Below are 13,233 nucleotides of genomic sequence, written 5' to 3' on the forward strand. Positions count from 1 at the left end.
CGTCGAGCCTAGCGAGTACATCAGCGACGCCAGTAGCGACGCCCGCCACGGCTTGCCGGCGCGCGGATGGCGGCAAATCCGCGCATCTGAACTGTTACGCCGTGGCGGGTCCGACGAGCAGCAACGGCCTAACGTACATGCCACTTGGTAGAGCCACGACGCCATCGTTTTGCCCAGCCTGCCGGCGGGCTCCAGCTCTGTTCGTCCTCCGGCTCGGCCAGCCAACGCCTAGTCGCAAATAGACCGGCCAACGCGGCCGCGTATAGCAGTCCGGCCAGCGCCTCGCCGAGTTTGAAAGTCTCGACCCTGCCAAGTTGGATTAACAGTGCAGCCGCAACACCCAGCATCACCGGGTTCAGCGCCTCATCGGGGCCATCGGTGAACAAGGTGTAGGCGAGCTCCACCACGGCTGCCAATCCGAGGGCGAAGCCGATGCCGCCGAAAATCCCGTCACTGAGATCGTGCACTGCCGGGAACGGGCGTTCAAACAGTTTGACGACTAGCCATACGCCAATGCCGAGAACGGCGACTATCCCGATTACCATTTGGATCAGTGCTTTGAAGTAGCGTGCTCTCGGACCGGCGAAGTCGTACGGCTTTGGTGGTGGTCGACCTGGCACAGGCTCCATAGTTGCAGTGCCGCGATGCGTTGTCGAGTGCACGGTTCTCGGCAGATCAGTAAACGTGATCATGCGGCTTCGGCGAGTAACCGGGCGAACCGCAGGGCAGGGGTGTCCCAGCCGAGGGTCTTGCGCGGCCGGTTGTTGAGTTCGGCGGCTACGGCGGTCAGGTCTTCGGCGGTGTGCACGCTGAGGTCGCTGCTCTTGGGGAAGTATTGGCGGAGCAGGCCGTTGGTGTTCTCGTTCGAGCCGCGCTGCCAGGGGCTGGCCGGGTCGCAGAAGTAGACCGGTGTGCTGGTGGCGGCGGTGAACTCGGCATGCCGGCCCATCTCGACGCCCTGATCCCAGGCCAACGACTGCCTTAGCTCCGTCGGCAGGGTCGAGAACGCGGTGATGAGCTGGTCGCGAAAGTGTGCGGCGTTGCGACCTTGCGGGACATGGACGAGCATGACGTAGCGGGTGCTGCGCTCGACCAGGGTGCCGATGGCCGTCCGGTTGTGGGCGCCCATGATTAGGTCGCCTTCCCAGTGTCCAGGTATGCCGCGGTCGTCGGCGGTAATGGGACGGTCGTGGATGCTGTTCGAGCTGTCGGTGAACCGCGGAGTGCGTTGCTCGCGGCTGCGACGGCGCTTGCGATACGTGCGGCCGGTGCGCAGCAGCGGCGAGCGACTGCGTGTCAGGCCGCCTCGATCGGGCCGGTACAACGCCTGATAGATCGTTTCGTGTGTTAGCCGCAGTTCTGGCCGGTCGGGATGTTGCAGCGGCAGGGCACGGCAGATTTGCTCCGGGCTCCACCGTTGATTTAGCAACTCTTGGACCAGGTCGCGCAGCTCGGTGTTGGTTTGTAGCTTCGCTGGTTTGGGTCGTGGGCGACGTGCCGCCGCCTGCTGGTGGGCGGCGAAGGGGTGGTAGTCGCCGGTTGCCGGGTCGCTGTTACGGCTGATCTCTCGGCTGATGGTGGACGGCGCTCGGTCCAGCAGTGCGGCGATCGCCCGAATCGAGCTGCCGGCTCGGTGCTCGTCAGCGATGGTGATGCGCTCGGACTCGGACAGGTAGCGGGCCGAAACAGCCCGCTTCGGCACAGCGATCGGCGCATAGACCCTGGACTCGCCGTCCGCGCTGATGATGGTCCGGCCGTATCGCCAGCGGGTGCCGGTGCGACGGTTGATCCCGACTTCCCTGCAGGCCGCCGAGTTGTTCATGCCCTGCGCCATGAGGCGAAGGTAGTGATCACGTTTCGCTTGCTCCGGGCCGGCACCGGGTGGCTTGCGCGGACAACGAGGCTTGGACACGGCAACTCCTGAACGGGTCAGGTGTTGCGACGACCGTTAGAACCTAAGCCGGTCCGGGTGGGGCCACCGCAGGCCGCCAGAATCATCTGAGATGGCTTGCCGTGACGGCGGGCTGGAAGGATGTTGCTGTGCCCAAGCCCTACCCCCGGGAGTTTCGCGATGACGTCGTGCGGATCACCCAAGGCCGTGACCCGGGCGTGACGGTCGAGCGAATCGCCAAGAACTTCGGGGTCCACCCGATGACGTTGTTCAAGTGGCTGCGCCAAGCCGAACTCGACGCCGGCGCCGAGCCCGGCGTGAGTCGCAATGATTCCGCCGAGCTGCGCGAGGCCCGCAAGCGGATCAAGCTCCTCGAGCAGGAGAACGAGGTCCTGCGCCGGGCCGCGGCCAGTCAGGCCGCGTGACTTGACCTGTCACCTATCGGTGCAGCAGAACCCTGTGTCACCAGCCGCGACCTGAGCCGAGCATCCATGCTTGCTGGGTTGAGAGCGCCGGAACTCGTTGTGCTGCAGTGGCCTGTGGCTTATCGAGGCTGGTGGGTGTCGGCGTCCTCGATGGCGCGGTGCCGGTTCTGTACCCGCCTGTCGATGGCTCGACGTAGCAGTGGCCAGATCAGTCCGAGGAAGAGCACATCGACTAAGAGCATCATCGTGATCTCGGCGGCAAAGTGCGCAGGATCAGTCATGATCTCCGTGTAGTGATGAAGGAAATGGATCATGCGGCTTCCTCCCGCGAGTGAATCAGCCTTGCTGGCCAACCAGCCCCAACGTATATGAAAACGGTTTTCATAAACAACTGCGTATATGAGGACAGGAACGCCCCATCGGATGGTCATTTGCTGTGGTCGCCGGGGACGTAGGTCTTCCAGGTGCCACCTGTTTTGGTCCAGACCTTGGCGACGTGTTTGTTGTGGTAGCCGAGGGCGTCGGCGATGACTGGTGCCGGGCTTGCAGGACGAGTTGGCGTAATGCGGCCACGCGGGTGGCTTTGGCGGGGATGCCGGGCTGGTGGATGAGTAGCAGCAGGGTTCTCGGATGCAGTGGCTGGCCGGCCCTGTAGCCGGGGAACAGCCAGCGGTTGCCGGGGTTGGCGGCGCTCGTCGGGTCCGGTTGGCCGTCGACGAGCTGGAGCAGGATGCCGGCGAGTGCCTCAGGGACTGGTGAGGGCGGTGTGCCCAGGCGGATGAGGACTTGATCGCCGTCGCGAAGGATGTCGTCGCTGGTGAGACGGACGATGCGGCTGGCGGGCTGGGCGTAGAGCAGCATCAGGCAGGAGATGTTCGGACTAGCCGAGAACTTGGCCTGACGCGATCGTCAGGCTGTCGGCCGGCGCCGTAAGCGAGTTAGGCGCCGGCTCATGACCAGGACGAATGCCCAGAGGATGTGCGCGGCGGAGTAGTCGGCGCGGGCACCGCGGACGGCTTGCAGCCGATGAGGTCCAGTTCCCCCAGCTGGACTAGCCGGATGGCCTCGGCGCGGCAGGTGGCCAGCGTGATGCCGTTGCTGCGGGTGCGCCAGGCTGCGACGCTCGTGGTGGTCGAGGCTCGGCGGGCGCCAACACCGAGATGGCCCTGCGCAGCAGCGCGGTCAGCGCGTTGACCGCGCGGGTGCGTTCGCCACTCATCTGCTCGCGAGCCGCTGTCAGGACCCGGAGCGCGGAGCAATCACCTGCCTGCCGCGGCCAGCACAGGCGGTCAGCCTCCAGGCCGCAAGCGGCTTGGGCCGTAGCGACGGCGCTTTTCACTCCGATCGCGGTTGCAGTACACCAGTGCCCAGCACCGGCGTCGACGCCCACCGAATTCGGTTCCACCTGATCGAGATATTGGCGCAGCGCCTGCCGAAAGTCCTGCTCGCAGGCTACGCCGGACCCCACGTAGGGCCGGTGCGTGACTGGTGGCCGGTGGCGCGGCTGCTGTCGTGGCCGCCGCCTGCTCACGGTCGGTTCCCTCGCCGGGATCCGGCTGCGGTCTGGGCGCTCGATCGGCGATCACCGGCCGGTGTCGGCAGGTCGCGGTGCGGGTCACACTCTGGCGTGGCGATGACCTGCCCGCACCGCGGTCCCGGTCACGAGTGATGCTGTCGGAGTACGGCCGATGCGACGGGCGGGCATGGTTTGACCTCCATCGCTGAACACGTTCATGGGGTGCCGCGGTTTGGTCACAGGCGGCGAGGCGGGTGCCGGGTGCACACGCGCGGGTGCGTACGCACCCGGCCCGGGTGAAGGCACTGCTGGGTACTGCGACCATCACCCGGTCTTGCCTGACGCCGTTGGCAGGCAAAACCTTGGACGGTCGCCGGCGTGGCCCGGCGGCCGCAGGTGTGGAATCCGCGTGCTTCAGGTGAAAGCCTGACCCTCGTCGAAGTCACCGGCCCGGACGGCGGCGAGGAAGCCGGCGAAATCCGCGCGGCTTACCTGCAGTGCGTCGGCGTCGGGGTTCTTCGAGTCGCGGATCAAGATTTGGTCGTCGACGGCGGCGACTTCGACGCAGGTGCTGGTCGCGCAGCGGCTGCTGCGTTGCCACGCCGGGCCGCCGCTCACCAGTGCGTTGTCCATGTCGATCCTTTCGGTGGGCACGGCTGGGTAGTCCCGCCGGTGCCGAGTCGGGCGATGCGGTGGGTGAGGTAATCGGGGTCCGGCATGCCCGGGTCAGGGCTCAGGATGGCGCCGGGCAGGACGGGAAGAAGACGCGGTGAGGTCGGATGGCGTAGCGTCTCCGTTGGTGTCGCGGTGACCGCTCGGTGCAGCATCAGAGTCAGCCAAGGGCTAATTCGCCGGTGGTAGCTGTCGCGGATGCGGGCGAGTTCATTCCACGCTTCGCCGCGGTGCTCGGCGATCACGGTGAGCGCGTTCGCCACGGCGAGCCGGTTCGGATCGCCGTTGTGCTCGGCGGCCTGACGACGGTAGCGGCGGCACGCTTCGGCGGCGTCGGGCAGGCCCAGGCAGACGGTGATGTCCGCGATGACGCCGGCGATGATGACAGCGCGACCCCGGTTGGCCGGCCGGCTGCTGCTGGCGGCATCGGCGTCAACCGCTTGGTGTAGCGCCTCGGCGTGATCGTGCTGGCGGTTGAGTGTCTCCGCGAGCAGAATAGCTTCGCCTCGGCATCAAAAACTTGCGACTCCTCGCGGAAGCCCGATGGCGCCATCCCAGCAACACCTGCCGCTTCGAGGCCGAGTACCTGTCCATCACCGAGGACCCCGCCGACAACAATCCCGAGCGGTACTTCGTCGAGCTGTCAGCACCCCACCCCGACAAAAGCCACAGCAGCCTCTGGACTCTGGAACTACAGCAGTGGATCCCGGACTACGACGACTCCGAGGACGACGGATCCGCCACCAGCGAAAACATCCTCGACTGCCATCTCGACACTCCACCAGCCGTCGACCAGATCGTCGCCCTGCTCAACCTCTGCACCGACCACCCCAGCTTGCTGACCACCTGGGCCAAAACCCCCATCGGCAATTCGCTCGCCGGCACCCCGTACGTCGTCGACGAACGCCACGACGACTAACCACCACCGCAAGACCGCGGGGCGGGCGTGAACGCCCGTCCCCCGCAAACACCGCCAGCCGGCACCGAACCGGTCAGGCCGCCTCGTCCCAGTCCTGCAACGCCGAGTCCATCAACTCAGCCGCCTTACGCTCGCTCTCCGGCAACACATGCGTGTACACCTCCCGCGTGGTCCGCCCATCCGCATGACCGAGCCGCTTCTGCATCACATGCTCCGGGACACCAGCGTCCGCACCCGCCGTCGCGGACGTGTGCCGGGCGTCGTGCAGCACGATCTGCCTCACCCCCGCCTCCAGGCAAGCTTTCTCCCACATGTCGGTGAAGTACCGCGGGTAGTACGGCTCCCCATCCTCACGCGGGAACACGTAGTCCCGGTCGTGATACAACAGCCCGGCCTCCGCTTTCTCAGCGTCCTGCCGGACCTTGTGCTCACGCAGCACCCTCACCATCGCCGGGCCGATCGCTACCGGCCGGCGACTCTTGCCCTTCGGCGATTTCTCGATCACCTTGTTCCCGCAAATCGTCCGCTGGATATGCACGTACACGATCCCCTGATCTAGATCGATCTTCGCCCAGCGCAGCCCCGCCAGCTCCCCACGGCGCATACCCGCGACGATCGCCAACGCCCACGCCGCATACAGTCGAGCATCGCGGTGATGCCGCAGGAACGTCTTCGACTGCTGCGGCGACCACACCCCCTTACGGCCGTGATCCTCACGTTCGGCCGGCCGCGGCTGCCGCACGTTCTCCAGATTGATCCCCAAATCCTTGAACGCCTGCTGCAACACCCGGTGCGTGGTGCGCACCGTCGTCGGCGACAACGGCTTCTTGTCCTTGCCGCCCTCCCGCAACAGCGTCTTGTACATGTCCTGCACGACCCGCTTGTCGAGGCTGTAGAGCTGCCGGCCCCCGATGTGCGGGACCACGTACATCCGAATGATGTTCTTGTAGCTGTCCAGCGTGGTCTCTTCGATATCGAGTTCACGCTCCGACAACCAGCCGTCCAGCTCCGCCGCGACGCTTCCATCAGCGGCGATGCTCGCGTCCCCGTACGCTTTCCGCGCTTCGGTTTCCGCTTTCTTCGCACTGCCCTTGGTCGGGAATCCGCGGCGCTTGTGCTGGCGTCGTTTTCCGTCGTCTCCCATCGGGAGGTCGATGACGAAGTACCAGTTGGTCTTGCCGTTGGAGAGTTCGTACGAGCCGACAGTCATCAGGTCTCCCCGTGGTCACACGTTCGAGCAGGTGAGATCCACGCTAGCCACTTCCGTGACCACGCCCGTGACCACAAGATCCACTAAAGCGATCTTGGGCGAGCGATGTCTATGCATGAAAAAAGCCGCTGACCAGGACTTTCGTCCTTGCCAACGGCCTTCAAAAGCTGGTCGGGCTGACAGGATTTGAACCTGCGACCCCTTGACCCCCAGGCAACTCATGATCTTGAATGAACTTGGTCAACACACTGCTCACCTGCGGGTCCACGTCCATCAGCGTCCACGCTTGTCCGCCATGATCGTTGGCGATTGTCACCCAGTTAGTCACTCAGGAAGGCGCGCCACTCACTCAGGTGCCATCTTGATCACGAAGTCGGTCCCCGCAGGCACGTGCGGTGCCACGGCGTCGTTTAGCCGGTTACGCAGGTCGCTACTTTGCCTTGACGCCGGAAGATCCACTCTCAGGTTGAACTCAGGGATGTCCACATACCACCGTCCGTCTGCAGGCGAGACCCGAAGCACTGCATCGATGTTGCGCGTCATGTCCACCACAGTAGGGTCTTAAGGCGCAGGCGGCGAGGCGTCCCCGTGCGGCGAGAACTCACCTGTTCGCAGTCCTACTGGACCGTAGGGCTTGACGCACACGGAGACCATGGAAGCCCGTGTCAGCCTGATCCAGAGATGAGGAATGCGGATGACACCCTTCTGGCCCGCTGTGATAACCGGATTTTTTGCGATAGCGGGGGCCGGGTTTCAATTCTTTCTGGGGAATTTTAGCAAGCAGAGCGAACGGGTTTACCAGAGAGAGATCGCCGCGCACGCCGATCGAAAGTCAGCTTACTTGGAGTTGGTAACGTGGTTTGCACTTACTCGCGACCAATTACGCCGATGCATTATTGCAGATGAAGAGTACAAAAACGATTTGAGCGACGCCAAGGAGCAGGCTCGCATGGACGCACTTGCCTCGATATTCAGCACTGCCGAATTTAGGAAGTGCATGAGTGAATGGCGATGGGCGTTCGAGCAGGCGGCCATAGCGCATAAGGAATATCAAACCTTTTGCGCTGCACCGCAAGTGGGGCCAGATAATCCAAAGCACGAGGAACAATTCATCAAGCTGCGCGATGATCGACAATACAGAATCGACGCTTTCGGAGAGGCCCACAAGCGCCTTTGCGAATTGGCCGCCAAAGACGTCCAAGGTGTCAATTCCTCATTGACGCTGAAGTAGCGAACGGTTCTTGCAGAGTCGGGTGGACCGGGTGCGGTGGCGCGCGTCCACCTGCGGGCAGGCCATCGGCCTGCCGCTTGACCACTTGGCCGCTAGGGCCGCAGAGGCTCCGAGGTCCAGGGCGGCCGCTTGCGGCCGTCGCTTGCGACGCGAAGCGCCCTTGACCTCGGAGGAGCGGCCCGGACACACTGCGCGCCGCCGCGCCCGGCGGCCGACGGCCGTGACTCGCGCTGCGGCCGCGCGCGGCAGCTCGGCCGCGTCGCCCTGGCCGCACCGGTCGGCAGCGGCCAAACTCCCCAGCCTCAACCCGCCTGTTGGACTGTCGTCGCCGCGGCCCGATCCGCTCCTGCACGCCAGCCGACGGGCTGCCGGCGTGCCGGTCGTGTGCGCCAGCTAAGCGACCGGCACGCGCCCAGGCGGCGGCGTGAGCGGCCCGTTTCGGGCCGCCTTGAAGACGTACAGAAAGTTTGAACAAGATCCGGCAGCCGACCGGCTCCGTCAACGCATACGAATCTGCGAGTTCACCGATATCGTTGGGTCCATGTCGATGGTCGCTTGGGCATACCAAACGTCTGAACGCGTCCTCGCGGATGTGCTGCCACGTCGCTGGTCTCACGTTCAAGGTGTCGCGGCGAAGGCTCGTACTGTTGGTAACGCCGCCGGCGACGATGCCCGCTTGCTTGAGGCTGCTGCTGTACTCCACGACATCGGGTATGCGCCAGATCTCGTGCAGACGGGTTTCCATCCGCTAGACGGGGCGTACTTCCTTCGGTCCGTCAGTGCTCCGGAACGGCTTGTTCACCTTGTAGCGCACCATTCGTGTGCGATACGCGAAGCCAAGATGCGAGGCCTTGCGGAGGAACTTGCAGCTTTCCATGACGAGGCGTCGCCGGTCCGGGACGCCCTCTGGTTCTGCGATCTCACCACGACACCCGACGGGGAACGAACGACCTTCGAGGAGCGGGTAGCCGAGATCAAGGAACGTTACGGGCCGGGCCATCTCGTGACAGCGTTCATCACCGAGGCTGCCGATGATCTCAATGCAGCCATCGCCCGAACATCCGAACGGATGGAACGCCGGTAAGGCCATCCGCTTTACTGAGTCCGACCGAACTCCAGATACCGCGGCTCTCCATCGGACAAGGCCTCTATCCCTGCTTCGAGCCTGCGAACCATTGAGGGCCGAAGCTGATGGCGTGCATCATCGAGGGCAAGGAACTTCAGTCCTACCAGCTCATCATCGGTGTGCTTCAGGTCGCGGGACTCGTCGTCGGTTAGCCGGCCGCCGTCGAAGATGAACATCACGCCGTCCGGCCACACGCCGTGCTGCGGGATCCAGTCGACCACGAGAAGTCGGCCGATCGGCAGGTCTAGGCCGATCTCCTCCTTGATCTCACGTCGGCACGCTGCGAGCGGAGATTCGTTGCCCTCGGCAATGCCGCCGGGGATGTCCAGCAGGGGCTTGTAGTTCGGCACGACGAACAGGATTCGATCAGCCGAGTCGCGGATCAGCGCTCCGCCAGCAACCCGCTTCCTAGGTAGTCGCTGCGCGATCCCGGGGTTGAACTCCCGCTCGGGTTCACCTTCGCGGTCCAGGTCCTCGGCCAACGTCACGAGGCTTACGGTACTCAAGCGGCCAGCACCAATCGAGCGCGCTCCTCGAACTCCACAACAGCAGGATGCTTGGCATGGTTTCCAAGCTGATCACGCAGGTCGCGAAGCTGCTGCAACGAGCGATTCGAAGTCAAGCCGCTCGTCGCCTCAAGGGCGGCGATCCCATACGACACCGCTTGTTCCACCTCGTTCGTAAGCAGCGCCACGCGAGCGAGCTGAACGCCGCTGTAGACCCGACGACGGGCCTGATCCTTCGCGCTGTCCCAGACTGTCCGAACCAAGCTCGCTGCCTCCTTCGGCGCACCAAGATCGACCCAACAGGTGCCAGCGTGACTGGCAAACAAGATGTCACCCCAGTGGTTCGCCCAACTCGGGTTGTCGTCTGCGCTGATGCTGTTGAAGGCGGCTTCCGCGCGAAGCAACGCCCTGGTGCAGCCGCTCTCGTCACCCTGGGCTGCGAATGCGCGAGCCTCCAGCATGCTCGCCTCGGTTGTGGCCACCGCAACGCCGGCCTTTTCCCCCGCATCGCGAGCGACCTGTGCAAGTCGTAGCGCCTGGTCAGGCCTCTTCAGGAAGAGCGCTTGGTCCGCCATGCTCGCCAAGATGTACGAGGCATAGGCGCGGTCACCAGCTGCCTCGGCCAATCGCAGCGCTTGGGTGAAATACCGCTGTGCCAACGAGTTGCGTGAGGTGTCGAACGACATCCACCCGATCAGCTCGCAGAGGATCGCTGCTGCTCTGTAAAGCTCAGTAGTTACGGTCTGGTCGGATGTCTTGCCGAATCTCGGCAGCACCGCCTCGCGCAGAAAACGCACGGCCATACTGCGGGCGTTCTCCCCTCCGAATCGGCGATCCAGGCTGTCGAACATCGACGTGGTGGCGCGGATCTCCTCGACGTCCTTCATGGTGACGCGTTTTCCAGCGCCTGCTGGCATGTCATTCGAGGCTGTGCCGAACAGCCAGTCCAGACATACCGCGTTCAACGCATCGGGCTGGTAGCGGCCCTGGCTCACCGCAGGGTGCTTCATGTCATCGAACCGGGCAAGGTCAGAAAGTATTGCGGCTGCCGCGTCAAGCGATGAAGCGTAGGACAGGCCGACGCTCGATTCTGCTCGGTCGGTGCCACCACCCAGGCCCAACTCGTCAGCGGTCCGGCCATACGCCTCGCACAGCAGAGTGCGATACGGGTCCGAGGTGTCTCGCGCGCCGCTTTCCCACGCTGAGATCATCCGCAGAAGACTCGCTCTGGTGGCCAGGCTGAATCTTCCCTGCGCCCGTCGCTCCAGTTCGTGAGCAAGGCGGGTTCTCGACCAGCCGAGCTTCTGCCTTTCCAGCCGCAGCGGCGTCATCTCTAGCCTCCGCCCTGTGAGAGTCGATAATGCGCCGCATTCACACTGCCCTATCGACGTGTCATTCGCAAGGCCCGAGTCAGTCCTAGTCACTGCCAGCCAGTGATGCCCTCCGCGGATCAAATCTGGAGACCTGCTGCGGGGCCAATTTTCCGCGTTTCATGGAGGGCGGAGCCGATCGGCTCAACAAAAAGGTTCGGGATTCCAGTTGGATCCCTGGAACGAAGGAGATCTTCGTGAAGCTGTACGTGGACACGACCGGCAAGCAGGTGACGGTGTCGAAGCCGACCGAGCCGAAGAACGACCAGAACGGCAACCAGCGTTCCGAGAAGAACACTGGCCGGCCCATGTGGTCCACCCAGGTCATCGTGCTCGACGAGACCGGCGGCGAGGTCATCGCCATCACGACGGCTGGCGAAAAGCCGAACGTGACGGTGGGACAGCTCGTCGCCATCGAGCAGCTCGAGGCCATTCCGTGGGCGACCAACGGGCGTAACGGCGTCGCGTTCCGTGCGGTGTCGCTGAAGCCGCTCTCCGGTGCCTCGGCGAAGTAGGCCCTTCGCAACCCCATCCGTACTGCCGCCACAGTGTCCGTGGCATCTGATCCCAGGCGGCCTTTTGCTGCCGTAATCCCTGCTCATTCATCGGATGGCCGGAGCGATTTCGTTCCGGCCTCCGGCCGCAATATGCGGCCATCATCATTTTTTTGAAAGGAACCCATCATGTTCCGTTACTACGTGTCCTACATGTTCCAAGGGGGCTACGGCTCCATCGACATCCACTCGAAAAATCCGATCACCGAACAGGGTGATCTCCTCGAGACCAAAGACCTCATCAACCAGGCCGCTGGCCGCATTCTTCCTGGCCTCACGGTTATGGCCTTCTCCCGGTACGGCTCGGTGCAGCCGAAGCCCCAGCGCGCTCAGCGCTGACAATCGCGTCCCGCGTGGGCGCTGATCACCAGTAAGAAAGCGCGGGGCCGGTAACGGTCGCACACCATCCGGCCCCACGCCTGAACCCATCCAACCCGCAAGGGAGGACGTGTCGTGTCCAAATCTACCCGTCCCGGCCGTTCTGGGCGAGGCTCCGGAACTGTCACCGTCATCGAGCAGCGGGTACATCGCTCGGCTGCCGAGAACGCGCGTTTCGCGTTCATCTTCACCGTCATCGTGAGCGGCCTGGTCGCTCTGGTCGTGGCCAAGGGCCACATGCACCCGCTGCTGGCCGCGTTCGTCGCGGCTCCGATCGCCGCTGTCTGCGGCGCCCTCGTCTGGGCACTGGTCCGTAGCTGGCCGGTCCTGCGAATGCTCTGGTGGTGGACTCCCGAAATCGGAGCCACCGTCCTGCTGGCCTGGGGCTGGACCGCCCTGGCCGCCAGTACCTCACAAATCTTGACCGCGGTCATCCTTGCCGTCCTGGTCGGCGGCCCGGCCTGCGTTCCGGTCCTGCGCCGCTGGACCGTCGCCATCTTCTGGTGTGTCGCCGTGCGGCATCGCCTGCGCGTCTGCTTCTCGCAGTTCATCATCACCAACCGCTCCGGTAGCCTCCCGCTGATCCTCGGAGCCTGGCCCACCCCGGTGGGGGAACGAGTCTGGGTCCTACTGCGGCCCGGCCTGTCGGTCGATTACCTCACGCAGCAGGTCGGCAAGATCGCCGTGGCCTGCCATGCCAAAACGGTCAGGGTCGACCTGGCCGGTAGCACCAATTCTGCGTTCGTGCGCTTCGACATCAAGCGCCGCGAAGTCCTCACCGCCAAGGTGAGCACCCCCCTGATCGACGAGATCGATCCGATCGTGCCGCTCGACGATAAAGAGTCGGCCACTGTCACGGGCCTCGACCTGCCCGACATCGACGACATCCCGACGGCCACCGAGCCGGCCATCCCGAAACAGGCCGCTGCCAGCAGCAACGGCCGCAAACCCGCCACTGCCGCCGACGACGGCGACGACATCAACCAGTGGATCTGAGGAGCACCCGTATGAGCATCTTCGACCTCTACGGTCAGACCCAGCACCTCGAACGCCTCGATCCGCAGGGCGTCACCGACTTCGTCAACGACGAACTGATCGTCAGCGACATCGACTCCCGGCAGGCCCTGGAAGACCTGGCCTGGATGACCGCCGGGCTGTTCAGCGACGGCAACGGACTCGCCCAGCTCTACATCGACGACGGCTGGGACGTGACCGACGGGAGCCATCACGGGCTCACCGAACAACAGCGGGGCGAGCTGATCGCCCGCCTGGGAACCATCGCGCACAACTGCGGCCAGCTCGTGGCCGAACTCTGCCGCCGCGCGTCGGCCGTGAAACGCGAATCCGGGTGGGACCCGCTCGTCACCACCGAACCCATCTGACCCCTACCGCAGGGCGCTCCACCGCGAGCGTCCTGCCCTTTCACCTCCGGAAG

Annotated in this window: 17 protein-coding genes; 9 read left to right on the forward strand and 8 right to left on the reverse strand. The window is 64.4% G+C overall.

The genetic code is table 11. The features are described 5' to 3' along the window. Positions 1-128: 128 nt before the first annotated feature. Together ACSP50_RS30865 and ACSP50_RS30870 are read right to left on the reverse strand one after the other, a co-directional pair. The gene (locus ACSP50_RS30865) at positions 129-692 is read right to left on the reverse strand and encodes a hypothetical protein (protein WP_155123686.1); all 564 of its coding nucleotides are present in this window, start codon (positions 690-692) and stop codon (positions 129-131) included. Continuing rightward, complete coding sequence (locus ACSP50_RS30870) at positions 689-1,822, reverse strand: IS30 family transposase (RefSeq protein WP_369793969.1); 1,134 nt, start codon at positions 1,820-1,822, stop codon at positions 689-691. Before ACSP50_RS30870 ends, ACSP50_RS30865 begins: the two co-directional genes overlap by 4 nt. 191 nt (positions 1,823-2,013) lie before the next feature. On the opposite strand from ACSP50_RS30870, the gene ACSP50_RS30875 reads away from it, so the two are divergent. Next, entirely contained in the window at positions 2,014-2,316 is a 303-nt protein-coding gene (locus ACSP50_RS30875; protein WP_197688102.1) for a transposase, read from the forward strand. 119 nt (positions 2,317-2,435) lie between these two features. Here the strand turns inward: ACSP50_RS30875 and ACSP50_RS30880 are convergent, their stop codons facing one another. Together ACSP50_RS30880 and ACSP50_RS30890 are read right to left on the reverse strand one after the other, a co-directional pair. After that, positions 2,436-2,630: a hypothetical protein gene (locus tag ACSP50_RS30880; protein ID WP_014693233.1), complete on the reverse strand. Its 195-nt coding sequence runs from the start codon at positions 2,628-2,630 to the stop codon at positions 2,436-2,438. Between the two features lie 1,616 nt (positions 2,631-4,246). Next, positions 4,247-4,465: a DUF397 domain-containing protein gene (locus ACSP50_RS30890; protein WP_014693234.1), complete on the reverse strand. Its 219-nt coding sequence runs from the start codon at positions 4,463-4,465 to the stop codon at positions 4,247-4,249. A gap of 221 nt (positions 4,466-4,686) precedes the next feature. Between ACSP50_RS30890 and ACSP50_RS30895 the strand changes: the two genes are divergently transcribed. Then, positions 4,687-4,953: a hypothetical protein gene (locus tag ACSP50_RS30895; protein WP_043512524.1), complete on the forward strand. Its 267-nt coding sequence runs from the start codon at positions 4,687-4,689 to the stop codon at positions 4,951-4,953. Between the two features lie 71 nt (positions 4,954-5,024). After that, positions 5,025-5,423, forward strand: coding sequence for a hypothetical protein (locus tag ACSP50_RS30900; protein WP_014693235.1), 399 nt, complete (start codon positions 5,025-5,027; stop codon positions 5,421-5,423). Between the two features lie 73 nt (positions 5,424-5,496). Here ACSP50_RS30900 and ACSP50_RS30905 read toward each other — a convergent pair whose 3' ends face one another. Beyond that, positions 5,497-6,633: a site-specific integrase gene (locus tag ACSP50_RS30905; protein WP_014693236.1), complete on the reverse strand. Its 1,137-nt coding sequence runs from the start codon at positions 6,631-6,633 to the stop codon at positions 5,497-5,499. A gap of 345 nt (positions 6,634-6,978) precedes the next feature. Next, positions 6,979-7,176 carry a hypothetical protein gene (locus ACSP50_RS42650; protein ID WP_155123687.1) on the reverse strand — a complete coding sequence of 66 codons (198 nt, stop codon included), beginning with the start codon at positions 7,174-7,176 and terminating at the stop codon, positions 6,979-6,981. 151 nt (positions 7,177-7,327) lie between these two features. On the opposite strand from ACSP50_RS42650, the gene ACSP50_RS42655 reads away from it, so the two are divergent. Both ACSP50_RS42655 and ACSP50_RS30910 read left to right on the forward strand, forming a co-directional pair. Next, positions 7,328-7,864, forward strand: coding sequence for a hypothetical protein (locus ACSP50_RS42655; protein ID WP_155123688.1), 537 nt, complete (start codon positions 7,328-7,330; stop codon positions 7,862-7,864). A gap of 541 nt (positions 7,865-8,405) precedes the next feature. Beyond that, positions 8,406-8,948, forward strand: coding sequence for an HD domain-containing protein (locus ACSP50_RS30910; RefSeq protein WP_080128096.1), 543 nt, complete (start codon positions 8,406-8,408; stop codon positions 8,946-8,948). An 11-nt stretch (positions 8,949-8,959) separates the two neighbouring features. Here the strand turns inward: ACSP50_RS30910 and ACSP50_RS30915 are convergent, their stop codons facing one another. Both ACSP50_RS30915 and ACSP50_RS30920 read right to left on the reverse strand, forming a co-directional pair. Next, positions 8,960-9,478, reverse strand: coding sequence for an NUDIX hydrolase (locus tag ACSP50_RS30915; protein ID WP_014693240.1), 519 nt, complete (start codon positions 9,476-9,478; stop codon positions 8,960-8,962). A gap of 14 nt (positions 9,479-9,492) precedes the next feature. After that, the gene (locus tag ACSP50_RS30920; protein WP_014693241.1) at positions 9,493-10,827 is read right to left on the reverse strand and encodes a hypothetical protein; all 1,335 of its coding nucleotides are present in this window, start codon (positions 10,825-10,827) and stop codon (positions 9,493-9,495) included. Between the two features lie 236 nt (positions 10,828-11,063). Between ACSP50_RS30920 and ACSP50_RS30925 the strand changes: the two genes are divergently transcribed. The 4 genes from ACSP50_RS30925 to ACSP50_RS30940 all read left to right on the forward strand — a co-directional run bounded on the left by ACSP50_RS30925 (position 11,064) and on the right by ACSP50_RS30940 (position 13,180). Then, positions 11,064-11,381, forward strand: coding sequence for a hypothetical protein (locus ACSP50_RS30925; RefSeq protein WP_014693242.1), 318 nt, complete (start codon positions 11,064-11,066; stop codon positions 11,379-11,381). 168 nt (positions 11,382-11,549) lie between these two features. Then, positions 11,550-11,759: a hypothetical protein gene (locus tag ACSP50_RS30930; protein ID WP_014693243.1), complete on the forward strand. Its 210-nt coding sequence runs from the start codon at positions 11,550-11,552 to the stop codon at positions 11,757-11,759. Positions 11,760-11,873: 114 nt separating this feature from the next. Beyond that, positions 11,874-12,794: a hypothetical protein gene (locus ACSP50_RS30935; RefSeq protein ID WP_014693244.1), complete on the forward strand. Its 921-nt coding sequence runs from the start codon at positions 11,874-11,876 to the stop codon at positions 12,792-12,794. A gap of 11 nt (positions 12,795-12,805) precedes the next feature. Continuing rightward, positions 12,806-13,180, forward strand: coding sequence for a hypothetical protein (locus ACSP50_RS30940; protein WP_014693245.1), 375 nt, complete (start codon positions 12,806-12,808; stop codon positions 13,178-13,180). The last annotated feature ends 53 nt before the right edge of the window (positions 13,181-13,233 follow it).

Origin of the sequence: Actinoplanes sp. SE50/110, assembly GCF_900119315.1 — a bacterium.
Classification (GTDB): domain Bacteria; phylum Actinomycetota; class Actinomycetes; order Mycobacteriales; family Micromonosporaceae; genus Actinoplanes.

Coding starts and splice junctions, on each gene's coding strand:
- ACSP50_RS30905 (WP_014693236.1), bottom strand. CDS start 6,633: ATGACTGTCGGCTCGTACGAACTCTCCAACGGCAAGACCAACTGGTAC.
- ACSP50_RS30920 (WP_014693241.1), bottom strand. CDS start 10,827: ATGACGCCGCTGCGGCTGGAAAGGCAGAAGCTCGGCTGGTCGAGAACC.
- ACSP50_RS30890 (WP_014693234.1), bottom strand. CDS start 4,465: ATGGACAACGCACTGGTGAGCGGCGGCCCGGCGTGGCAACGCAGCAGC.
- ACSP50_RS30940 (WP_014693245.1), top strand. CDS start 12,806: ATGAGCATCTTCGACCTCTACGGTCAGACCCAGCACCTCGAACGCCTC.
- ACSP50_RS30930 (WP_014693243.1), top strand. CDS start 11,550: ATGTTCCGTTACTACGTGTCCTACATGTTCCAAGGGGGCTACGGCTCC.
- ACSP50_RS42655 (WP_155123688.1), top strand. CDS start 7,328: ATGACACCCTTCTGGCCCGCTGTGATAACCGGATTTTTTGCGATAGCG.
- ACSP50_RS30910 (WP_080128096.1), top strand. CDS start 8,406: ATGTCGATGGTCGCTTGGGCATACCAAACGTCTGAACGCGTCCTCGCG.
- ACSP50_RS30865 (WP_155123686.1), bottom strand. CDS start 692: ATGATCACGTTTACTGATCTGCCGAGAACCGTGCACTCGACAACGCAT.
- ACSP50_RS42650 (WP_155123687.1), bottom strand. CDS start 7,176: ATGACGCGCAACATCGATGCAGTGCTTCGGGTCTCGCCTGCAGACGGA.
- ACSP50_RS30870 (WP_369793969.1), bottom strand. CDS start 1,822: ATGAACAACTCGGCGGCCTGCAGGGAAGTCGGGATCAACCGTCGCACC.
- ACSP50_RS30880 (WP_014693233.1), bottom strand. CDS start 2,630: ATGATCCATTTCCTTCATCACTACACGGAGATCATGACTGATCCTGCG.